The 19523-nt window shown below is 47.1% G+C and carries 27 protein-coding genes; 14 read left to right on the forward strand and 13 right to left on the reverse strand.

Features of this window, described 5'->3' with window-relative positions; genetic code table 11:
• Positions 1 to 73 precede the first annotated feature (73 nt).
• Complete coding sequence (locus BMZ54_RS12630) at positions 74 to 613, reverse strand: hypothetical protein (protein ID WP_089911481.1); 540 nt, start codon at positions 611 to 613, stop codon at positions 74 to 76.
• A gap of 138 nt (positions 614 to 751) precedes the next feature.
• Positions 752 to 1429, reverse strand: coding sequence for a DinB family protein (locus BMZ54_RS12635; protein WP_089911484.1), 678 nt, complete (start codon positions 1427 to 1429; stop codon positions 752 to 754).
• Between the two features lie 355 nt (positions 1430 to 1784).
• Between BMZ54_RS12635 and BMZ54_RS12640 the strand changes: the two genes are divergently transcribed.
• Positions 1785 to 2480: a uracil-DNA glycosylase family protein gene (locus BMZ54_RS12640; protein ID WP_089911487.1), complete on the forward strand. Its 696-nt coding sequence runs from the start codon at positions 1785 to 1787 to the stop codon at positions 2478 to 2480.
• A gap of 20 nt (positions 2481 to 2500) precedes the next feature.
• On the opposite strand, the gene BMZ54_RS12645 is transcribed toward BMZ54_RS12640, so the two are convergent.
• From BMZ54_RS12645 to BMZ54_RS12655, 3 genes are all read right to left on the reverse strand, one after another.
• Complete coding sequence (locus tag BMZ54_RS12645) at positions 2501 to 2755, reverse strand: hypothetical protein (RefSeq protein ID WP_089911491.1); 255 nt, start codon at positions 2753 to 2755, stop codon at positions 2501 to 2503.
• 91 nt (positions 2756 to 2846) lie between these two features.
• A complete protein-coding gene (locus BMZ54_RS12650) occupies positions 2847 to 3173 on the reverse strand; it encodes a hypothetical protein (protein ID WP_089911494.1) in 327 nt (108 codons plus the stop codon).
• A gap of 139 nt (positions 3174 to 3312) precedes the next feature.
• Positions 3313 to 3738 carry a hypothetical protein gene (locus tag BMZ54_RS12655; protein WP_089911497.1) on the reverse strand — a complete coding sequence of 142 codons (426 nt, stop codon included), beginning with the start codon at positions 3736 to 3738 and terminating at the stop codon, positions 3313 to 3315.
• A 74-nt stretch (positions 3739 to 3812) separates the two neighbouring features.
• On the opposite strand from BMZ54_RS12655, the gene BMZ54_RS12660 reads away from it, so the two are divergent.
• From BMZ54_RS12660 to BMZ54_RS12680, 5 genes are all read left to right on the forward strand, one after another.
• Complete coding sequence (locus BMZ54_RS12660; protein WP_089911500.1) at positions 3813 to 5207, forward strand: alpha-L-fucosidase; 1395 nt, start codon at positions 3813 to 3815, stop codon at positions 5205 to 5207.
• Positions 5208 to 5209: 2 nt separating this feature from the next.
• Positions 5210 to 6190: an ABC transporter ATP-binding protein gene (locus tag BMZ54_RS12665; RefSeq protein WP_089911503.1), complete on the forward strand. Its 981-nt coding sequence runs from the start codon at positions 5210 to 5212 to the stop codon at positions 6188 to 6190.
• A 130-nt stretch (positions 6191 to 6320) separates the two neighbouring features.
• Positions 6321 to 6557 carry an RNA recognition motif domain-containing protein gene (locus BMZ54_RS12670; protein WP_089911506.1) on the forward strand — a complete coding sequence of 79 codons (237 nt, stop codon included), beginning with the start codon at positions 6321 to 6323 and terminating at the stop codon, positions 6555 to 6557.
• Positions 6558 to 6622: 65 nt separating this feature from the next.
• Positions 6623 to 7336, forward strand: a complete 714-nt coding sequence (locus tag BMZ54_RS12675) for a 2OG-Fe(II) oxygenase (RefSeq protein WP_089911509.1) — start codon at positions 6623 to 6625, stop codon at positions 7334 to 7336.
• Between the two features lie 6 nt (positions 7337 to 7342).
• Entirely contained in the window at positions 7343 to 7603 is a 261-nt protein-coding gene (locus BMZ54_RS12680) for an Ada metal-binding domain-containing protein (RefSeq protein WP_089911512.1), read from the forward strand.
• Here BMZ54_RS12680 and BMZ54_RS12685 read toward each other — a convergent pair.
• From BMZ54_RS12685 to BMZ54_RS12705, 5 genes are all read right to left on the reverse strand, one after another.
• Positions 7581 to 7811, reverse strand: coding sequence for a hypothetical protein (locus BMZ54_RS12685; protein WP_238386567.1), 231 nt, complete (start codon positions 7809 to 7811; stop codon positions 7581 to 7583). The genes BMZ54_RS12680 and BMZ54_RS12685 overlap by 23 nt on opposite strands.
• Before the next feature lie 22 nt (positions 7812 to 7833).
• Positions 7834 to 8220, reverse strand: a complete 387-nt coding sequence (locus BMZ54_RS12690; RefSeq protein ID WP_089911517.1) for a DoxX family protein — start codon at positions 8218 to 8220, stop codon at positions 7834 to 7836.
• Between the two features lie 218 nt (positions 8221 to 8438).
• Positions 8439 to 9743: a spondin domain-containing protein gene (locus tag BMZ54_RS12695; protein ID WP_089911985.1), complete on the reverse strand. Its 1305-nt coding sequence runs from the start codon at positions 9741 to 9743 to the stop codon at positions 8439 to 8441.
• Positions 9744 to 9860: 117 nt separating this feature from the next.
• Entirely contained in the window at positions 9861 to 10442 is a 582-nt protein-coding gene (locus BMZ54_RS12700) for a peroxiredoxin family protein (protein ID WP_089911520.1), read from the reverse strand.
• Positions 10443 to 10467: 25 nt separating this feature from the next.
• A complete protein-coding gene (locus BMZ54_RS12705) occupies positions 10468 to 10743 on the reverse strand; it encodes a hypothetical protein (RefSeq protein ID WP_143080986.1) in 276 nt (91 codons plus the stop codon).
• 266 nt (positions 10744 to 11009) lie between these two features.
• Here BMZ54_RS12705 and BMZ54_RS12710 point away from each other — a divergent pair, with 266 nt between their 5' ends.
• From BMZ54_RS12710 to BMZ54_RS12735, 6 genes are all read left to right on the forward strand, one after another.
• Positions 11010 to 11708: a cytochrome b/b6 domain-containing protein gene (locus BMZ54_RS12710; RefSeq protein WP_089911526.1), complete on the forward strand. Its 699-nt coding sequence runs from the start codon at positions 11010 to 11012 to the stop codon at positions 11706 to 11708.
• A complete protein-coding gene (locus tag BMZ54_RS12715; RefSeq protein WP_089911528.1) occupies positions 11689 to 12477 on the forward strand; it encodes a molybdopterin-dependent oxidoreductase in 789 nt (262 codons plus the stop codon). Before BMZ54_RS12710 ends, BMZ54_RS12715 begins: the two co-directional genes overlap by 20 nt.
• A gap of 34 nt (positions 12478 to 12511) precedes the next feature.
• Positions 12512 to 13000: a peptide-methionine (R)-S-oxide reductase MsrB gene (msrB, locus tag BMZ54_RS12720; protein ID WP_089911531.1), complete on the forward strand. Its 489-nt coding sequence runs from the start codon at positions 12512 to 12514 to the stop codon at positions 12998 to 13000.
• 6 nt (positions 13001 to 13006) lie between these two features.
• Positions 13007 to 13669: a peptide-methionine (S)-S-oxide reductase MsrA gene (gene msrA / locus BMZ54_RS12725; RefSeq protein WP_089911534.1), complete on the forward strand. Its 663-nt coding sequence runs from the start codon at positions 13007 to 13009 to the stop codon at positions 13667 to 13669.
• Positions 13670 to 13785: 116 nt separating this feature from the next.
• Positions 13786 to 14652, forward strand: a complete 867-nt coding sequence (locus BMZ54_RS12730; protein ID WP_089911537.1) for an SDR family oxidoreductase — start codon at positions 13786 to 13788, stop codon at positions 14650 to 14652.
• A gap of 167 nt (positions 14653 to 14819) precedes the next feature.
• A complete protein-coding gene (locus tag BMZ54_RS12735) occupies positions 14820 to 15251 on the forward strand; it encodes an HD domain-containing protein (protein ID WP_089911539.1) in 432 nt (143 codons plus the stop codon).
• 107 nt (positions 15252 to 15358) lie between these two features.
• Here BMZ54_RS12735 and BMZ54_RS12740 read toward each other — a convergent pair whose 3' ends face one another.
• Complete coding sequence (locus tag BMZ54_RS12740; RefSeq protein WP_143080987.1) at positions 15359 to 16192, reverse strand: universal stress protein; 834 nt, start codon at positions 16190 to 16192, stop codon at positions 15359 to 15361.
• A 214-nt stretch (positions 16193 to 16406) separates the two neighbouring features.
• On the opposite strand from BMZ54_RS12740, the gene BMZ54_RS12745 reads away from it, so the two are divergent.
• Positions 16407 to 16862: a pyridoxamine 5'-phosphate oxidase family protein gene (locus BMZ54_RS12745; protein WP_089911544.1), complete on the forward strand. Its 456-nt coding sequence runs from the start codon at positions 16407 to 16409 to the stop codon at positions 16860 to 16862.
• Between the two features lie 6 nt (positions 16863 to 16868).
• Here the strand turns inward: BMZ54_RS12745 and BMZ54_RS12750 are convergent, their stop codons facing one another.
• Positions 16869 to 18101 (reverse strand): DUF2264 domain-containing protein, encoded by a 1233-nt coding sequence (locus BMZ54_RS12750; RefSeq protein ID WP_238386568.1) that lies wholly within the window; start codon positions 18099 to 18101, stop codon positions 16869 to 16871.
• A gap of 165 nt (positions 18102 to 18266) precedes the next feature.
• Positions 18267 to 18947, reverse strand: a complete 681-nt coding sequence (locus BMZ54_RS12755) for a DUF6766 family protein (RefSeq protein ID WP_089911551.1) — start codon at positions 18945 to 18947, stop codon at positions 18267 to 18269.
• Positions 18948 to 19069: 122 nt separating this feature from the next.
• Between BMZ54_RS12755 and BMZ54_RS12760 the strand changes: the two genes are divergently transcribed.
• Positions 19070 to 19492 carry a hypothetical protein gene (locus tag BMZ54_RS12760; protein ID WP_143080988.1) on the forward strand — a complete coding sequence of 141 codons (423 nt, stop codon included), beginning with the start codon at positions 19070 to 19072 and terminating at the stop codon, positions 19490 to 19492.
• Positions 19493 to 19523 lie beyond the last annotated feature (31 nt).

Raw genomic sequence — 19523 nt, forward strand, 5'->3', positions numbered from 1 at the left:
TAACTTTTGATCTTTCCCACGCACTATGTTGCGGACCGTGGACTTTTCTAATTTTTGCTTTTTAACTTTTTACTTATTCTCCCTTTTCACCTGTAAACCAGTGTTCCTTATCCCGGAACAATACATTAAAGGTGGTGAGGGAGCCATAAATGCGGGTAATATATTGCTGCATGTTCACCTTATCGTCATCGCTGAGCAGCTTGTGGCTGTTGATCTGCTGTTCCAGCACCCGCAGGCGGTCGCGCACCATTACGATCTTGTGAAAGAACGCTTCCAATGGTATTTCCTTGGGCTTTAGGGTAGTATCTGCAGGTTGCAGGATCAGGGTGCCTTTAGACCAGCGGTCGCCAATGGGCACTATTTCAGAAAAGCCGCCCCAGAGGCGCAGGATCTTTAACAGCGACTTTTCCACATCGGAGGTGGTTTCCAGCTCTGTGGTCTGGTTTTCGGCATAGAGCACTTCAAACAGCGGATCGGTTTTGTCTATTTCTTCTATACCGCTGTTTATGAAGGTTACCACGTACTGGGCATATTTTACGCCGATAATTACCCCGGGGCCGTAACGGGCATGTTGTACTCTGGAGCCCGGGCCTGCCGTTAATTCAACTTCCATCAGGGATAAAATTTAGAAATGTAAAATGTAAAACTTCAAATCTTAAATGTAAAAGTATTAATGCATTACGAAGAAATGCAAAATTTAAATCTTAAACGTAAAAGTACCGCGGCATTTACTTTATCATTTTACATTCCATCATCCTTCATGGGGCTTGGCGCCGGGCAGGCGGCCGGCAATCCACTTAATTTGCCCGTTATGATTAGATTCATGCTCGCACACATGAAACCATTTACAATAGTTATTGGTGGGGCCCCAGGGCCAGTCTTTATCTACGGTCATCAGCCATTTATCATCGCGTTTTTTAAATTCATCCAGGGTATGCTGCCGTACTTCTTTCAGGGTATCCAGGTAATAGTTCAGGTCATGGCCTTTAATGGCTTCCCGGGCAGGTTCGCCCAGCTCAGAGGCAATTGCCCAGCGTTTTTTATCGTCCTCGCTCCAATCGCCCCATTTTTTACCTTCAAAGGTATGGATCTGGTAAAAACGTTCGGTGGCGGCCAGGTGTAATAACATGGCCCCAATGGTGTTGGACTTTGCATCGTGTAAATAATCCAGGTCGGTGGTTTGCATTTTATTTACGGATAACAATACTACAAAACGCATCCAGTCCATCATGGATACCAGGGTACCTATTTGTGGGGAATAACCGGCTTTGGGGCCAATAATGTTTATATCGTTTTCCACATTGGATACAGGAATACCGGCGGCCCAGCCGCCCAGGGGTAGCATACTGAGGCCGGTAAGGCCGGTGGCGATGGTGGCAGTGTTCCTGAGGAAATTCCTCCTGTTAAGGAGTTGTTTTTCTGTTCGCATGGTGGGAGATTTGGTTGAACCATTAAATTAATCATTAATGATTAATAATTAATAATCGTATAGCAGGAGTTCAATGAACATGAAGTTTTGCAGCAGGGCTGCCCTATAATTAATAATGAATAATTAAGAATTAATAATCGTATAGCTGGTACTTAATGGTCATGAGCCATTGCAGGCCGGCCGTTCAATTAAGGATCAGGTAGCGGGTAGCTCAATATTCATAAGGGTTTGCTTATGGTTGATAAAAATGCCGTAGCGCTCAATAAACAAGCACTTTTGTAGCATGTATGGTACCTGAAATACTTCATCCATGATTATTAATTGTTCATTCTCAATTATTAATTAGTTTTATAGGATGCAAACTTTTGCGGATCATGTGATCCGGTTTAACCGCTCACTGGAATTTAAAGGGGCCTTACCGCCCGGCATACAGATCATGAACCCCTTCCGGGAGGCTGCTATTGCGGATGTAATGCAGCAGTTCTATAAAAAGTTCTATGATGATACACGCACACGCCGCCTGATCCTAGGCATTAACCCGGGCCGGCTGGGCTCCGGCGCTACCGGCGTACCTTTCAGCGATACCAAACGTTTGGCGGAGGAATGTGGTATCCCGGTTAAAGGGTTTAAAACGCATGAGCCATCCTCTGTTTTTGTGTATGATGTGATACATGCCTATGGTGGTGTTAAGGCGTTTTACCAGGACTTTTATATCAGCTCCGTATGTCCGTTGGGGTTTACTGCCGGCAATGGGAAGGATAAGGTGGTGAACTATAACTATTACGACAGCAAAGCTTTAACCAATGCGGTGCACGATCTTATTGTGGACAGCCTGCGCAGGCAGCTTGGCTTTGGCATCAGCACCAAAGTGTGTTATTGTATGGGCACGGGAAAAAATGCCGCTTTCCTGCAGGCGCTGAATGAAAAGGAGCAATTCTTTGAGAAAATAGTTCCCCTGGAACATCCGAGGTTTGTGATGCAGTATAAGGTTAAAACGAAACAAGCCTATATTGATAAATACCTGGAGGCTTTTGAAGCCTATTCACAATGACCTGACAGCCAGGGAGGCTGTTAATCTTCCGCTTCCTGCGGAACTGGTTCGGGCTTTTTGCCCAGCATACGCCTTATTTCATTGGCTTTTTCATAGATGCTCACTGATTCTTCCAGCTCAATAGCACCGGTATTGGCAAGAAAATCCTGCATTTTCCTTCTTCCATTCACACATACCACCGTAATGGTACCATCGTCAAGAGCGTAAATAAACCGGCATTTCCGGATGCCATGCACCAGTGGGGATATCTGGTAATGGGTGATCATAAATTCCATAGCATATGGCTTTACTAGCAGGAAGTTAACAGTAATAAATTAAATAAAAAGTTAACTCGTTGTAAACGCCCAAAATTCCTGCCCCTTCCTGCTATATTTTAATAATGCTGAAAACCGTATCAATAATGAGGTTGAGCATGCTCATGCGGAATGCATCTATACGGGCCAGGGCCAGGCCGCTTTGTTTAAGCGCCTCCATTTGGGCCAGGTCTTTCTGGCTCATTACCAGCCATTCAAAATCTTCGGTGGTCAGCTGTTTGCTGGCCAGCAGCAGGGTCCAGCGTTTAAGCTTTTCTTCAGATTCCTGTATGAACTGCTTTCCATCCTTCACCGCCGCTTCAGAATAGTTCTTAACGGTAGATTTGGCGAGTGTAGTAATATCTTTTATAAGTTTATCGAATATTTCGTCAAAGTTCATCGCTTTGTAATTAATAATTAAGAATGAATAATTAATAGGTTGTACGCGGAGGCTGTTTTAATTAAGAATGAACAAGGCTGCACATGAAGGAATTTTTTCTATTGAAAAAGCGGTGGCCATGATTATTAATTGTTAATTATTAATTCTTAATTTTTCCGCTTTCCAGTTCAGCAATCTTGTCAAACGCTGCACCTACTTGTACTTTCGCTTCTTCAATAAAGGGTTTACTGAGCACAGCATGATCCTGCCAGTATTTGAAATAACCGCCTAACAGGTGCTTACCGGGATCTTTCATGGTATTCCACATTTCCAGGGTGATCTTATTATTGGGCCGGTGCACCTCGTATTCATAGGCCTTGTCAATTTTGGTCTGCAATTCGGAAAGCGCATCCTTATGCAGGGAAAAGCTGTCCACTCCCAGGTCCATGGCCTTCAGCACATCTACTTTCAGCGCGGTGGTTTGCTGGTAAGCATATTCATTGTAACGGGAAATAAGCGGTGAGCAAAAGGAAAAACAACTCAGCAAAACAAGCAATACAACATAGGATGGTTTAACGGCTTTCATATATAAGCGGACGTTTTATTTGCAAATTGTTGGCAAATATATAATTTTAGCCCCATCACTTCAAACCGCTATTAATGAACAGGCTTTTCGGGATTTTTGTTTGCTGTTGTATATCCGTACTGGCAAAGGCACAGTCAACCACTGCCTCACGGGTACCCTTACACGATTTACAGCAACAATTTGTGGACCTGCGTTTTGGCATGTTCATTCACTTTAACATTCCTACGTTCATGGACCAGGACTGGGCAGATCCCGAGGCCTCCCCTGCCCTGTTTGATCCTAAAAAGCTGGACTGTAACCAATGGGCAGCCGCTGCAAAGTCGGCCAATATGAGCTATGGCTGCTTAACCACCAAGCATCATAGCGGATTTTGCATCTGGGATACCAAAACCACCGATTATAATGTAATGCACAGCCCTTTTAAAAAGGATGTGGTACGGGAATATGTGAATGCTTTCCGTGCAAAGGGGTTAAAAACATTCCTGTATTATTCCATCCTGGATACGCATCATAAGATACGCCCGGGTTTTATTACCCGCCAGCAGGTAGAGATGATCAAGGCGCAGCTTACAGAGCTGCTCAGCAACTACGGGGAAATCACCGCTTTGATCATAGACGGCTGGGATGCGCCCTGGTCAAGGATCTCTTACGATGCAGTGCCCTTTGAAGAGATCTACACCCTTATTAAAACCCTGCAGCCCAATTGCCTGGTGATGGACCTGAACTCCGCCAAATACCCGGCAGAAGCGCTGATGTATACCGACATTAAATCTTATGAGCAGGGCGCAGGCCAGCATATATCCAAGGAAAACAACCGCCTGCCGGCCCTTTCGTGCCTGCCTGTTAATAAAGCATGGTTCTGGAAAACCACTTTCCCGAAAGACCCGGTAAAAGATCCGAAGATGCTGGTGAATGATGACATTGTGCCTTTTAACAATGCCTGGTGCAACTTTATTTTAAACGTAGCGCCTAACCGGGATGGGCTGATAGACGATAATGCGCTGCAAGCTTTGCAGGCCATTGGCAAACAATGGAAAAATGAAGGCCCGGTGGCAAAGCTGCCGGAGGGCGAAGCGCCCATTATATCTTCCAACATAGCCAAACACCAGCCTGCCAATTCCAGCTGGAGCGATGATATGAACATTATGGACTTTGCCAATGACGATGATTTCACCACATCCTGGACCTCCAACACTACGGTAAAACAGCCCTGGTGGGAAGTGGTGCTGGACCGCGATAAGCCCTTTAATGCCATTACCATTACGGAAGCTGAACCCTCCATTACTAAATACCATGCAGAATATTTCCAGAATGGCGTTTGGAAACCACTGTTCACCGGCGACAACAAAAGCCGGGTAAAGATCCACCGTTTTGACCGTGTATGGGGCGGTAAGGTGCGCATTACAATAGACCAGTTTAACAAAGCTCCCCGTATTGCGGAAGTGGGCGTGTATGATGAAAGAAGGTAATTATGAGCTTTTTAACGGTATTAAATCTCCGTAAACAACAACAGGGTGCGCTGGTAGTAAACGATGTCAGCTTCACATTACAACCTTTTCATAAAATAGCTATTGCCGGGGAAACCGGCTCCGGTAAAAGCACCCTGCTGAAAATGATAGCAGGCCTGGTGCCGGTAGATGAAGGCACGGTGCTGTTTGAAGGCCAGCGGGTGAAGGGTCCGCATGAGGTATTGCTGCCCGGGCACCCGCGCATAGCCTACCTTTCCCAGCATTTTGAGCTGCGGAATAACTACAGTGTGGCGGAAGTGCTGGAACGGGTGAACCTGCTGGAGCCGGAAGCGGCCAAAGAGATCTATGATATTTGCCGTATTACACATTTGCTGCAGCGACGTACAGACCAGCTCTCCGGCGGGGAAAAGCAGCGGATTGCCCTGGCGCGCTTACTGGGCACAGCCCCGCAGCTGCTGCTGCTGGATGAGCCCTACTCCAACCTGGACATGATCCATAAGAACCTGCTGAAAACCGTGATCCGGGACATTGGGGAAGAGATGAACATTACCTGTATGCTCATTTCCCATGATCCGCAGGATATACTTTCCTGGGCAGATGAGGTGATGCTCATGAAAGATGGCGTAATTGTGCAGCAGGGCGCCCCGCAACAGGTGTATTACCAGCCGCTAAATACCTATGCGGCAGGTTTGCTGGGTAAATATAACCTGCTGGAAAGCGCCACTGCAAAGACCTTGGTGGCCGGTCCGCCGCCCAAAGGAAAACTGCTTTTGGTACGCCCGGAGGATCTTGTGCTCCATACCGGGAATAATGATAAAACCATTAAGGGGAAAGTAAATACCGTTACGTTCTATGGCGGTTATTATGAACTGGAAGTGGCTTTACCTAAAGATAATATTACCCTTAAAACCATGCATACCTCCGCTAAACCCGGCGATACGGTGTATATATCCCTGAAAAATGCAGATATATGGTATATTTGACCTATGTTATGAGGTAGTTAATATAATTTTCAGTATCTTCATCGCCTGGTTATAAAATTCTTCATTTACATCTAATCTTTAGCTGTTAAAAACACCCCATAATTCAAATCATTTATAAACTTCCACTTTTATGAATCTGCGTGTTTCCAATTTAATGTCACATACCACTGCTGCTGTGCTGCAAAAGATCTTCTCCGCCTATGGCAGGGTTATTTCCTGTAAGGTGGTCTTCAACAATGTTACAGGCCACTCCTGCGGGTACGGGTTTGTAGAAATGTTGCAGGAAGCGGAAGCCAGCAGGGCTATGCAGGAGCTGGAAGGTATGAACATTAATGGCCGTTATATAGCAGTTTCTGTAGCAAGGTAATAACCGCAAGATCCGGGTTTCCGTAAATAACAGGCTGGGGTACTTTTACAGGAAAGTATTACCATATGCAACCGATCATTGAACGCCTGCAGACAAAAGACTGGACCCGGACTGCCACCCATTTGCATGAGCAGGGTTACGCCCTGGTACCGGGTGTGCTGAACAAAAAAGAATGTGACACTTTAATTGAAGCTTACGAAGCGGATAACACCTACCGCAAAACCATTACCATGGAGCGCTACCGCTTTGGTAAAGGAGAATATAAATATTTCCGCTATCCCCTGCCCGATCTGATCACCACCATCCGCCAAACCGTATATCCGTACCTGGTGCCCATTGCCAATAAATGGATGGAGGTACTGAACATTCCACAAACCTTTCCCGCTGCCCATACCGCCTTACAGGCGCTTTGTAAGGAGCACGGGCAAATGCAGCCCACCATTCTTATCCTTAAATATGGCGAAGGCGGTTTTAATACCCTGCACCAGGACCTGTATGGAGATGTATATTTTCCTATGCAGGCCGTATTATTTCTGAATGAAGCCGGTGAAGATTATACGGGCGGCGAGTTTGTGCTTACGGAGCAAATACCCAGGGCGCAGTCCAAAGCTAATGTGCTGCAGCCCCGGCGGGGCGATATGCTGCTGTTCACCACCAACTTCAGACCGGTAAAAGGCAGTAAGGGATATTACCGGGTAAATATGAAACATGGCGTAAGCCCCCTGCATAACGGACAGCGCTATACGCTGGGAATTATATTTCATGATGCGCAAACCTGATGGGATATGATGGCGCATGTGCAGCTAAGTGATAAAAAGGTCCGGTCGCTGATACGCAGCGGGAATATCAGGTTTGGCGGAAATAAAAAGCTGCGTATTTACGGACTGCTTTCCTGTGTTTCCGGCAAACAAATGAAAGCGGCCAACCGGACCTTTTTTGCTACAGAACAGGAGGCAATAGCTGCCGGTTACCGCCCCTGCGGGCATTGTATGCCGGCATTATACCGTGCCTGGAAAGCCGGAGCTATTCCAGCACATGGCAGGTAAAGCCATATGCAGTTACCAGTGTTTGTATCTTTTCTGCGGCAAATGATTGTCCTTCCACGCGCAGTATGCGGTCACAATCTTCCAGGTCAAAATTTACTTTGTTGCCAGGGAAATGCTGGTGCAGTACGCTTACCAGCTTTTCTGCATGCGCTGCCTGCTGTACATTGGTCTTAAACACTTCTACCATATTGAATACAGGAGTATACATTGGGTAAACTTTTTTGTGGTTACTATGCCATCACTTTCAGCAGGGCTGCTTTTTGTTTTTTGTGATGGTAAATGTAGGAAAGGGCAATGAGGCCAAAGCCTACCAGGAATACCAGCACAGCCGGTCCGGCGCCATCCACACAAATGCCGGAGTACATTGCGCCTGCCAGGTCAAAGGTTAAACCGGCATAAGCCCATTCCTTTAACCGCGGAAAACCCGGTACAAGAATGGTAATAACGCCTAATATCTTTGCTACACCTAAAAAGGGTAATAAATAAACGGGGTACCCTAAATGCTGGAACAGGGCAACGGCTTCAGGTTGTTTCAGCACGTTGGAAATAGAGCCTACTCCCATTAGTAAGGCGAGCAAGCCAGTGGAGATCCAGAAGATGATGTTGATCTTTTTCATTTTGCTGTAGGTTTAATGTTTACAGGTACAAATATAGATGCAAGCAGTTATTGATATAGGTTGTGAACACGACATAAAAAGGGGGGGATCCGACATTTTACGCCTCCAGTAATAACAAGATAGCTATGCAATGGTTGGCAGCATCCACAAAAAAACCGGTACCGGCCCATTACAGGCAGGCACCGGCTGGTTGGTTAACTGTGTCTATATTATACTACCTACTGAAGTGTTACGTGAATAATATCCTGTATGGCAGGCAGCGTGGTAAACGCATTGGGATTAGGTACGGCTGCAATGGGCTTGCTTTCCTGCAGCGGTGTTCCGGCCAGGTTAAACTGGGTAATACCGGCGCCGGGGAATTGATCCACAGCAGTACCATCATCATATAATTGTATGCTGGTGGAGATATCGCCTTTCTGCATAGCATCTACCCCATTACCTGCAGATGCAAAGAACCAGTCGTTAGAGAAACCATACATAGTGGCTATTGCTATACGATCGCCACTGCCCACGGTGAGCTCCTGTGAAACTTTGCCGCCTGCCTGTCCGTTAATTACGGGCAACAGTACTTTGGTGCTGGGTGCGGGCAATACATATACTGCCTTTACTCCTTTCATGCCTTTTAGCGCAGCAGCCAGCGTGTCGGCATTACCTTGCTGGGCTAACGGCCGTAACCCTTGCCCACGGTCATTTTCGCCGGTTTTGTAAATGGGATTGTCGATGCCGTTGTACACCACTACCAGTATGGGTGAAAGCGGCGTAAAAATGCCGGTAATGCCTTTTATATAATTATACAATGCTGCATTATCGCCCATTTCCGCAATATTGGTTAAGCCATTAGCCGTAGGCTGGCCGCTGGTATACAGGGGGGCTCCATTCAGCAGGTTACCGCCCACAATGTAGGATACTGCCCAAACACCCGGGCTCAGGGGCGTTTCATTAGCGGTGCCGCCGGAGGTATTTTGCAGCGTTAAGGTGAACATGGAATTACCATTATATTTCAAGGTGGCCTTTACCAGCTTGGAAGCATCCAGGTAGGTATTGCCCTGTGCATCCACGCCCTTTACTTCTGTAATATTCTTTGTATCGGCTGTGCCGGGATGATTTACCGTGGCGCCGGGTTTTTGATTAATGCGGGTACCGTTATCCCAAAGCTTTATCTGGGAAGATACGTCGCCTTCAATGGGCATACCCTTCATGTCATATACTGCAATGCCCGGGTTAGCAGGTGCAAAAAACAGATCGTTAGACCAGCCGTACATGGTGGCAAAGGTGAGCGCCTCCCCTTTTGCGGCTGAGAACTGGATGGATACAGACTGGCCGGGGAGTATTACCGGCGGTGTACCGGTGCCCTTGAAGGTGCCGGATTCCACCAGCGGCTGTGATTTCAAAACATTTTCCACCGTGATGGTTGTTTTTTTATCAGCAGGCGGATTATGATCATCGTCTTTATTGCAGGCTATAAAAGCAAAGGGCAGCAGCGCAATGGCCGGCCAGTAGTGTAGTTTTTTAAAGGTGTTCATATGCAGGTAGTTTTTTAGGTGATTGTTATGATGATTAAAGTGTAAGGCATACTTTTCCTGCCCTGCTTTGCGGGTATGCAAAACAGGCAGCTGTTATTGCCGTAAATGTTTCAGGATCTAGGGCAGCGCATGCAGCAGGTCTGCAACAGAAGCCCGTTTCCGGTAATCTTTATCAAACTGCACAAAAGTGATCTTACCGGTATTGTCTATGATATACGTGGCGGGTACGGGCAGCACATGGTCCTTATTACCGTTGATCTCTTCCAGGTCCACATGCCAGTTCTTGTATTGGGTAACGGTATTTTGGTCCAGCACATAATTTACATCATATGCTTTCATGATCTGGTAACCTTTATCCTGGATAATGGAAAAAGATGCGTGTGTTTTCTCAATGGTTTTATCAATGTTATCCGCTGTTTCGGGGGTTACGCCGACTACATAGGCGCCTTTGGCAGTAAGCAGGTGCAGGGAATCCTGCAGCTCCTGGATATGCTTGTTGCAATAGGGGCACCATTGCCCGCGGTAAAAGAATAATACAACTGCTTTGTTTTTTTGTAGCAGCTGATCCAGCGCCACTGTTTTGCCGCTATTGTCGGTGCCGGAAAATTCCGGTGCTTTAGTTCCGCTTTTAAGCCCGCTTTGCGCGAAAACCTGTACGCAGCAAAGCAGGATAAAACACAGCATGGTTAAGTTTTTCATGGTCTGTTAGTTTTGGGTTGACGGCTTACATTTTACCCGCGGGCTTTTTAGTCATTTTTCCACCGGACATTTTATCCATCTTTTTATCATCAGACATTTTGCTCATCTTTTTGTCATCAGACATTTTATCCATTTTCTTAGGGCTCATTTTGCTGTCCTGCATTTTACCCATTTTGCTATGAGACATTTTAGCGGTGTCTTTTTGCAGTTGCTGTGCATGTGCCTGTATAGTAAAACAAGCGGCTATTACAGCGGCCAGCAGGCCTTTACTAATGTTTGCATTCAGGATTGGATGTTTCATGGTGTTTGTTTTTTTAGTGAACATTTACTGTATAGACGCTGACACTTACCAAACCTTACAACTTTTTAAAAATATTTTTTTCAGCCCCGGTAATCCTGCGCCGGAATTACCTGTTAATATTTCAGGAAAATTTTGTCAGGATAGTAATAGTTGTCCGTCTAATAGTATAAAGCTGACCTGGTAAGGATGAAACTGTTAGAACTATGTTAAGGCCGGCTGGAACAAAACATGAACTATCTGCGTTAAAATAACGTAACTACCTGCATATGAAAGTCATGAAAGAAAAACACGCTTTGCTGATGCGCTGGACCCACTGGATCAACTTCCCGGTGCTGGCGCTGATGATCTGGAGCGGACTATTAATTTACTGGGCTAACGATGTATATACCATTACATTGGGCGGCCGCACGCTGATCCGGTTTTTCCCGGAGTGGTTTTACCAGCTGCTGCATGTGCCGCACCGGCTGGCGGAGGGCATGGCTTTTCATTTTTTGTTCATGTGGTTCTTTATGCTGAATGGTTTCCTGTATGTGCTGTACACCATTTTCTCCGGCGCCTGGCGGGAGCTGCTGCCCAACCGGCACTCCTTTAAAGAGGCCTGGCTGGTGCTGCTGCACGATCTGCACATCCGCAAAACCATTCCGCCACAAAACAAGTACAATGCGGCCCAGCGCATTGCCTATACGGCCATTATTATTATGGGCATAGGCTCTGTAGCTACCGGGCTGGCTATTTATAAACCGGTGCAGCTGTACTGGCTGTGCTGGTTATGCGGTGGGTACCATTTTGCGCGCATTCTGCACTTTGCATTAACCATTGGGTACGTGTTATTTTTTGTGATACATGTGGTGCAGGTGATGTTGGCGGGGTGGAACAATTTCCGTTCAGTAGTGTCGGGTTTTGAAGTGGAGGAAAGATCATTCGATCATCTTAAAACGGAAGACCGTGCAACAGGCAAACCATAAAAAGAATAAGCCGGAGCTAACGGTTCAGCAAAAGATCAACCGGCGGAACTTTATTTCCTTTACCACCTTTTTTGTTGTAGGCGGGGCGCTTTTCGGCGGCTGGAAATGGCTGTACCATGCACCGGAAGAAACGCCCGGTATTACGGCCGGCGCCAGCAAACCCTTACGCCGTGCGCTGAACAAAACAGAACTGTTCTTTCGCCGCATTTTCAGCAATAACCATCCTGTTAAAACCTATCCTAAACGCATGGCCGCCAAACAGGTGCGGGTGAATGGGGATATTGGTATTGACGATAAAGGATTTAACCCGCAAACCTGGCAGCTGGCAGTAATAAAAAGCCAGAAGGAAACCCTGCAGCTTAGCCTGGATGAAATAAGGGCTCTGCCCAAATCAGACCTGGTATTCGACTTTAAATGTGTGGAAGGCTGGGACCAGATCCAGCATTGGGCGGGCGTAAAATTCTCAGATTTTATAGCGCATTATGGTTTGCAGGACCAGGCCCGTATGCAGTATGTAGGCATGGCCACCCCCAACGAAGAATATTACGTAGGGCTGGATATGGCCAGCGCGCTGCACCCGCAAACCCTGCTGGCGTATGAAATGAATGAGCAGCCCCTGCGGCCGGAACATGGCGCGCCGTTGCGGCTCATTATACCCGTGAAGTACGGTATTAAGAACCTGAAACGCATTGGCACTATCAGCTTTAGTAATGAAAGACCGCCCGACTATTGGGCGGAACAGGGATATGATTATTACTCAGGGTTATGATGCCCTGCCAACTTTATTTTAAAAACAGTAACATATGAAATTTAAAATGTTCAAATTAGTATGCTCCTTCCTGGTGTTGCTGGTAACCGCTGCCTGCGGACAGCAAACGCCGGATGTAAAAACTTTCCCGGAGGCCCATCCGGCCGAATACTGGAAAAAGATCCTGACCCCCGAAGCCTTTGAGATCATGGTGAACAGGGGTACTGAAAGGCCGTTCAATAATCCTTACTGGAACAATCATCAGAAAGGTGTGTACGTGAGCGCTGCTACCGGCAAACCTTTATTCAGCTCCGATACCAAGTTTGAATCCGGCACCGGCTGGCCCAGCTTTTATAAACCTATTGACCCGGATGCCATTATGGTTATTAAAGATAATTCCTTTGGTATGGAACGTGAGGAAGTAGTGGAACGCAGCACCGGACTGCATTTAGGACATGTGTTTGACGACGGCCCCCCGCCTACCGGCAAGCGTTACTGCATGAACTCTTACGCGTTGAAATTTGTGAAAGCAGAAAAAAAATAATGGTTTATGAAGAAATTGATTGAATATATAACTGTGCTGCTGTTTTTATGCGGCTGTGCCTATGGCCAGTCGGGGGCGGATGATAACTTTGCGCACCTGCCATCGCCCCGTAAAGGCGAAATGGTGGCAACGTTTGCCGGCGGCTGTTTCTGGAGCTTATCAGAAGGGTTGTCTGAATTAAAGGGCGTGAATAAGGTGGTATCCGGTTATTCCGGTGGCAGTACCAAATGGCCTACTTATGAGGAGGTCGGCTCGGATAAAACCGGTCATGCTGAATCGGTACAGGTGTATTACGATCCCACGGTAATTGACTACGCAACGCTGGCAGAGGCATTCTTTTATGCACATGACCCCACCACGCTGAACCGGCAGGGCCCCGATGTAGGGATGGATTACCGTTCAGTAGCTTTTTACCGCAGCCCGGAGGAGCAAAAAATATTAATGGAAGTGGTGGCAAAAGTAAATGCATCCCACCATTACGCCAATCCCATTGTAACGCAGGTGGTGCCTTTCAAGGTATTTTATCCTGCGGAGAACTATCACCAGGGTTATTACCGGCTGCATCCTGAAAGCCCGTATATACAAGCGGTATCTGTACCCAAAGTGCAGAAGCTGCAGAAGGCCATGGGCGATAAAATGAAACCGGCTTTCCAGGTAAAGCATAGCTAGTTTTAGGTGTTATGATACAAGCGCACTATGCTGTAATGGCATGGTGCGTTTTCGTTTTCTTACAATTCTGTGCGGGGAACAGTGGGTAATTTTGAGGCATAATAAAACACACCGTTATGTCAGCAAACATTTTGATCACCGGCGCTACCGGCAATATTGGATCTGAATTAGCAAAGCAATTATCCGCACAGGGCGTGCCTTTCCGGGCCATGGTACGGTCATTGAAAGGTACGGAGGCATTGGCTGCATTAAGTGGCGCAACACTTGTAACCGGCGATCTGAACGACCCTGCCAGCCTGCAGCAGGCTTTACAGGGAATTGAAAAAGCATTCCTGCTTACCAGTTCCTCTGAACAGGCGGAAACTCAGCAGCTTAATTTTGTAAAGGCAGCACAGGAAGCCGGTGTACGGCATATAGTAAAGCTATCGCAGTTTGCTGCTGCCAAAGATTCGCCGGTACGTTTCCTGCGCTACCATGCGGTGGTGGAAGAAGCTATTCAGCGGTCGGGTATGGCGTACACTTTCCTGCGGCCTAATTTATTTATGCAGGGGTTATTAGGCTTCCGTGATACGATTGTACATAAAAGTGCCTTTTTTGCTGCTATTGGCAATGCTAAGATCAGCATGGTGGATATTCGGGATATTGCCGCTGTTGCTGCTGCAGCGCTTACCAGCAATAAGCATCACAACAAAATATACGACCTTACTGGCCCCGCAGCCATTACGCATGCGGAAATGGCTGCACAGCTTTCCAATGTACTGGGGCGTACTATCCAGTTTATTGATGTAACACCGGCAGAGATGCGGCATGCGCTGGATAGCGTAGGCTTTCCTGCCTGGCAGGCAGATGGTTTGATCGAGGATTATGCGCATTATGCGCGTGGTGAAGCGGCTGTTGTGGCTAACAGTATTGAGGAAGTAACGGACAGGCCTGCACGGGATTTTGGGATGTTTGCAAGGGATTATGCGGGTGCGTTTAAATGATTAGCCTGCGCCGGCATTTTCTCTAGCGGCTTGCTTAACTGCTTTAAAAGGAATTCTGGTACAATGCGGCTCATCACTTTCAGCACGCGAAAGATCATGTTTATTAAAGGTAAATATTATCTGATAGCCCGCTTTGTGAGAGGCTTTTTGTTGCTTATATTTATAGCATGACACTCCAAAAAGCAATTGAGATAGCCATTGATGCGCATAAGGGCCAAACAGATAAATATGGCGCGCCCTACATTGGCCATGTGATGCGGGTCATGAACCTGGGCAGAACAGAAGAAGAAAAGATCTGCGGCGTGCTGCATGATGTTGTGGAAGATACCAGCTGGACCTTTGAACAGCTGGCTGCAGAAGGTTTTAGCCCGGAGATACTGGAAGCGCTGCGCTGCGTTACCAAGCTGTCGGAAGATGAAGATTATGATCATTTCACAGCCCGCATTCTGCCCAACCGGCTGGCCTGCCTGGTAAAGCTGAACGACCTCACCGATAATATGGACCTTCGGCGTATGCCGGAAGTAAAGGAAAAAGATGTTGCCCGGTTCAATAAATACCTGAAGGCTTACCGGCAGGTAAGCGCTGCGCTGGGAAAGTAAACCATGGAAGTACCCCGGAAAAACGCAGCGGCAGATGCGAAGCCGCACCTGCCGCGAAAAGCGATGTGTGTATAGCAATGAGGGTAATCCTCCTATCCTATGTAAGCTTAGGGGTGCGCAATAAACACCGGTTGCGTTATCAGCTTTACCACCGGGGCCGCATGGCTGGGTGATAACAGGTTGGAAAGCGTACTGCGGCCATAAGCGCCCATTACGATAAATGCATTCTTTTGTTTTAACAGATATTCAAGCAAACAGGCTTTCACATTACTGTCTTCCAGCAGCACCACCTCAATATTATCGTAGTGTGCTTTCAGCCATTCTTTGAGCTTGTATTTGTCTTCCCCCAACGTTTTACCGGGTTCTGAAACGTTCAGCAGCACCGCTTTACGGTGATGCAGCTGCGGGAAAAGATAGGTGAATTGTTTAATGGCATACATAGCAGCGCGGCTGTTATCGCAGGTAAAGATCACTTTCTCAATACTCTCAAAACCATCAGGCGCTATTACCACCGGGCATTCTGCCTGTTTTAGTATGTCCTTCACAAAAGCGGATGGTACCGCATCCCGTGTTTCGGCGAACGTGGTAGCTGCATCTGCGATGATCAGATCAGCATACCGGCTTTCCCTCACTACTTCTGCAACAGGTACGCCCCTGTTGCGGTGCGCATGATGGCTAATACCCCTGAGGGCGCAGGCCTCATTGAAGTAGCGGATATTTTCTTCACAGTAGTTTTTCCTTTTTTCCTTTACAGCAACTTCCTGTGCGTTTACACTAAAGGCTGTTGCCTCAATAACATCCCAGGCGCCGCTTTCCAGCTCAAGGTTTTCAAGGAAAAGGCCTGTAAGCATAGCGCCATTGATGTTGCACAGGGTGCAGGCAAAATCAAAACTTTGTTTGTTGAACCGTACAGCATCGGTTACGTATAATACCTTTTGCATAAAAAATTCTTTTTGGTCAGGGAATGCCTGTGTGTGGCACAGGTGGGATTTCATGCTGCTAAATTACCGGTAGCGCAGGCACTGTAAAATGACGGTGCTCAAGGCGGCTGCTGATTGTGATCACTCCTTATCATGATCAGCTAAATGACTGATGACCGTCATTGCTGCCGGCTGCAGCGCGTTTTAACTTCAATTCGTTTAAAACTGATAAGAGATGTTAGGAACCTTAACCACACAGGAGATTGACGAAGTACTGTCACGTAATATCACCGGCCGCATTGGCTGCAGCAATGCTGAAAAGATGTACATAGTACCCATCAGCTTTGCTTTTAACGGAAATTACCTGCTGGCCCATTCCAGGGAAGGGTTAAAAATAAGCATGATGCGGCAGCACCCGGAGGTATGTTTCCAGGTAGATGAAATTGATGATCATGCCAACTGGCGCAGTGTTGTGCTGTGGGGCAGCTATGAGGAAATAACCGGCCCCCGGGAAAGATATTATGCTATGAAATTTTTAGTGAGCCGCCTCATACACCAGAACGTAAGCGAAACTGCCGGCGTACCGGAAATGAGTGGTGAGCTGCAGCAGGAAAGCCCTGCACCAGTCATAAGGCCTGTTGTATACCGCATCAGGATCAAAGAAAAAACCGGGCGGTTTGAGCGGCGCTGAATATTTTTAATAAGCTACTCTATAATCTTTTTTAGCGGGTTTACCGGCCCATATTTTTGCGGACGTCCATTGCGCAGGCGCTGCTGTCCAGAAGGCATTTTCAGCAGGCAATCCTAATGGTAAAAAGGCCAGGGTGGCCATATACAGGCTGCCGGTTGATGTATAGGTATCGGCCAGTTCCGGCTGGTGGCCGTTAAAGCCCAGCACCAGCCAGTTATTGCGGTCAAAGTTCTGGTTACCGTCGTACAGCTTGCGGATCACTTGTGTAAGCGCGCTGCGTACCTGCCCTGGCGTTAGATGCTCCGGCAGCTGTTCCAGCAGCACTGTTTGTGCCAGCGCCTGGAAAGCGCCGCTGCGGTAGGTCATCGATCTTCCATAAACAGGAAAGCTGCCATCCGGCGCAATAATGCGTTCCAGGTATTCTGCATGGCGCGCCATCCGTTTCAGGGCCTGGTCATACTCTTCTTTCTTTGCCTTTTTGTTATCGGATAAGATCTTTAAAAGATCTACCAGCATGGGATGAATAACAAATGAATTGTAATAGTCCATGCTGAATTTTTCGCCGTCAGAGTACCAGCCATCCCCCACATACCATTCACTCATTTTATTTACGGCAAATTGTATGCGCGCAGGATCATAGGATTCGCCGATGCTTAACAGGAAGCCTTCTGTAATGCCGGCAAACAAAAGCCAGTTGCTATAAGCGGCGGCCCGGTTACGCAGGGTTTTAAAGCTGTTAATGTAATGTTGCTTTGTTTTCTGACTCAGCGGCTCCCATAAAGCTTTGGGTGCGCGTATAAAGGCATGTGCCAGGAAAGCTGCATCTACAATGGGCTGGCCGGCAGGTATATCAAAATTTATAAAATCCGGCCCGGTAGTATCTGCGGCATTGGCTAAGGCCTGCAAAGCTTCTGTACGCATTTTTTTCCGGAGTGCACCTTCGGCTGTATTATCGTCCGGCAGCGCAAGCCAGGGCGCTATACCGGCCAGTGTTCTGCCCAGCGCTTCCAGGTAAGTGACCTGCTTTACCTGGTTGGTATACCCCGGTCCCATTTCCAGCGGCATATTTTTTTGCAGTGTATTATTGGCAAGGTTGTGAATAACGGGGTATGCAATGCGCTGTAAGGCTTTTACCCAGGAAGCCCGGTCTTTGGCTCCTGTGGCCAGCTTTACCTGGGCATGGCTGCTAAGTGCGATCATCGGGAATAGAATAACTAACAGGGTTTTACATTTGATCATAACGTACATTGGGTTAATTGCGCTAAATATACAACTGAAAATAGAATTAGTGGATTGCTTTCATTGGATCATTATCATAGGTATGGGATACTGAATGAGGGCAAGGCCCTGTTAAAATATACCGGCTGAAGTATTGTGGATATTTATACGTTAAGGGGCTGTGCATTATTTCCCCGTTTCGGAATGGGGTGCATCCACCGGTTTGGACTCCGGTGAACCTTTTTGCCGGAGCCAGATGGAAAGCAGCACTATGGCGGCAACCGCCAGAAATTCGCTTTGCCAGTTCTGGAACGACTCAAACCAAAAATGAGCATCACCCAGGTATTCTCCTGCTGCCATGGTGGGCTGGCCTTTTATCAGCTGCTCTTCATTATAATCCTTGAAGCTTCCTAAAAAATGCATCCAGAAAGATAAAAGGAATAATAACGCAAACGCAATGGATAGGGAGTGCTGATAAATTGCCAGCCATATTCCGCCTTTACGCACAGGCCAGGGCGCATCCGGCCGTGGCTGCGGCTCCCGGTCCACCTCTTCTTCGCCTGCTCCCGGTTCATCTTTCAGCTTTTTAGATTCCGAAGAGCCCTTTTGCCGGAAGCCGACAGTCAGCACTACGTAAATGGCCATCTGTAAAAATTCGCTTTCCCAGTTCTCGAAGGTGGCAGATATAAAATGCCCGCTGGTAATGTATTGTGCGGCGGATAGTGCCGGCTGCTGCTGTTCTTCCAGGTCTTTATTGTGCTGAATCCAGCCGGTAATAAACTGGCATGACCAGAACAATAGCATCATAGACAATAATAAAATACTCAGGCTGTTCCTGTAGAAGAAAGATGTTTTGGTGTTTCCCATTTCTTTTCCTCTCCAAATTATGGGCCAGCAGATACGGCCGTTATTTTCCCCGGGCAAATTATTTTTTATTAAAGTATGTAAATATTAGTAATATGTTGTATATTAGAGTACAACCCATACCTATGATATATAAGCATGATATCGAGAACCTGCAATTTAACATTGTCCGCATCGGTGAATATGAGCTGTGTGTTTTTGCCCGGCTTTTTGACATCGGTATTGGCATAAGCACCATCCGGAGCAGAATGAGTAAGGCCTATGTAGCCTCTTTCCCGGTGGAGAAGGATGATGAAGCCATCCGCAATCTATACTGCTTACTGGCCGAAGTATTACGCCAGAACCCAGAAATTGCACCGGAAAGCCTGGCCATGCCCAGTACCAGCATTGCACCGGAAGGGGTAAAAGTATCGCAGTACCTGAAATCCCTGCTACCTGAATCCTGTGAGACCTTACCACCTATGCAGCTGGCCTCCCTGGACCAGATTGCGGCTATTATTCACGGGCATATTCATCAGAGCAAGGTGGGGCCGGCAATTAATAATTAATAATGAAGGATTAATAATTAAGGGTAGAGTG

The sequence above is a fragment of the Chitinophaga rupis genome, assembly GCF_900109685.1.
GTDB lineage: Bacteria > Bacteroidota > Bacteroidia > Chitinophagales > Chitinophagaceae > Chitinophaga > Chitinophaga rupis.

Excerpts from the sequence above, each read along its gene's own strand:
- BMZ54_RS12630 (WP_089911481.1), bottom strand. The coding sequence starts at position 613 with ATGGAAGTTGAATTAACGGCAGGCCCGGGCTCCAGAGTACAACATGCC.
- BMZ54_RS12710 (WP_089911526.1), top strand. The coding sequence starts at position 11,010 with ATGAAAGTCATGAAAGAAAAACACGCTTTGCTGATGCGCTGGACCCAC.
- BMZ54_RS12740 (WP_143080987.1), bottom strand. The coding sequence starts at position 16,192 with ATGCAAAAGGTATTATACGTAACCGATGCTGTACGGTTCAACAAACAA.
- msrA (WP_089911534.1), top strand. The coding sequence starts at position 13,007 with ATGAAGAAATTGATTGAATATATAACTGTGCTGCTGTTTTTATGCGGC.
- BMZ54_RS12755 (WP_089911551.1), bottom strand. The coding sequence starts at position 18,947 with ATGGGAAACACCAAAACATCTTTCTTCTACAGGAACAGCCTGAGTATT.
- BMZ54_RS12675 (WP_089911509.1), top strand. The coding sequence starts at position 6,623 with ATGCAACCGATCATTGAACGCCTGCAGACAAAAGACTGGACCCGGACT.
- BMZ54_RS12735 (WP_089911539.1), top strand. The coding sequence starts at position 14,820 with ATGACACTCCAAAAAGCAATTGAGATAGCCATTGATGCGCATAAGGGC.
- BMZ54_RS12650 (WP_089911494.1), bottom strand. The coding sequence starts at position 3,173 with ATGAACTTTGACGAAATATTCGATAAACTTATAAAAGATATTACTACA.
- BMZ54_RS12730 (WP_089911537.1), top strand. The coding sequence starts at position 13,786 with ATGTCAGCAAACATTTTGATCACCGGCGCTACCGGCAATATTGGATCT.
- BMZ54_RS12635 (WP_089911484.1), bottom strand. The coding sequence starts at position 1,429 with ATGCGAACAGAAAAACAACTCCTTAACAGGAGGAATTTCCTCAGGAAC.
- BMZ54_RS12655 (WP_089911497.1), bottom strand. The coding sequence starts at position 3,738 with ATGAAAGCCGTTAAACCATCCTATGTTGTATTGCTTGTTTTGCTGAGT.
- BMZ54_RS12700 (WP_089911520.1), bottom strand. The coding sequence starts at position 10,442 with ATGAAAAACTTAACCATGCTGTGTTTTATCCTGCTTTGCTGCGTACAG.
- BMZ54_RS12665 (WP_089911503.1), top strand. The coding sequence starts at position 5,210 with ATGAGCTTTTTAACGGTATTAAATCTCCGTAAACAACAACAGGGTGCG.
- BMZ54_RS12750 (WP_238386568.1), bottom strand. The coding sequence starts at position 18,101 with ATGATCAAATGTAAAACCCTGTTAGTTATTCTATTCCCGATGATCGCA.
- BMZ54_RS12695 (WP_089911985.1), bottom strand. The coding sequence starts at position 9,743 with ATGAACACCTTTAAAAAACTACACTACTGGCCGGCCATTGCGCTGCTG.
- BMZ54_RS12640 (WP_089911487.1), top strand. The coding sequence starts at position 1,785 with ATGCAAACTTTTGCGGATCATGTGATCCGGTTTAACCGCTCACTGGAA.
- BMZ54_RS12745 (WP_089911544.1), top strand. The coding sequence starts at position 16,407 with ATGTTAGGAACCTTAACCACACAGGAGATTGACGAAGTACTGTCACGT.
- BMZ54_RS12685 (WP_238386567.1), bottom strand. The coding sequence starts at position 7,811 with ATGTATACTCCTGTATTCAATATGGTAGAAGTGTTTAAGACCAATGTA.
- BMZ54_RS12670 (WP_089911506.1), top strand. The coding sequence starts at position 6,321 with ATGAATCTGCGTGTTTCCAATTTAATGTCACATACCACTGCTGCTGTG.
- BMZ54_RS12705 (WP_143080986.1), bottom strand. The coding sequence starts at position 10,743 with ATGAAACATCCAATCCTGAATGCAAACATTAGTAAAGGCCTGCTGGCC.
- BMZ54_RS12645 (WP_089911491.1), bottom strand. The coding sequence starts at position 2,755 with ATGGAATTTATGATCACCCATTACCAGATATCCCCACTGGTGCATGGC.
- BMZ54_RS12660 (WP_089911500.1), top strand. The coding sequence starts at position 3,813 with ATGAACAGGCTTTTCGGGATTTTTGTTTGCTGTTGTATATCCGTACTG.
- BMZ54_RS12680 (WP_089911512.1), top strand. The coding sequence starts at position 7,343 with ATGATGGCGCATGTGCAGCTAAGTGATAAAAAGGTCCGGTCGCTGATA.
- BMZ54_RS12690 (WP_089911517.1), bottom strand. The coding sequence starts at position 8,220 with ATGAAAAAGATCAACATCATCTTCTGGATCTCCACTGGCTTGCTCGCC.
- msrB (WP_089911531.1), top strand. The coding sequence starts at position 12,512 with ATGAAATTTAAAATGTTCAAATTAGTATGCTCCTTCCTGGTGTTGCTG.
- BMZ54_RS12760 (WP_143080988.1), top strand. The coding sequence starts at position 19,070 with ATGATATATAAGCATGATATCGAGAACCTGCAATTTAACATTGTCCGC.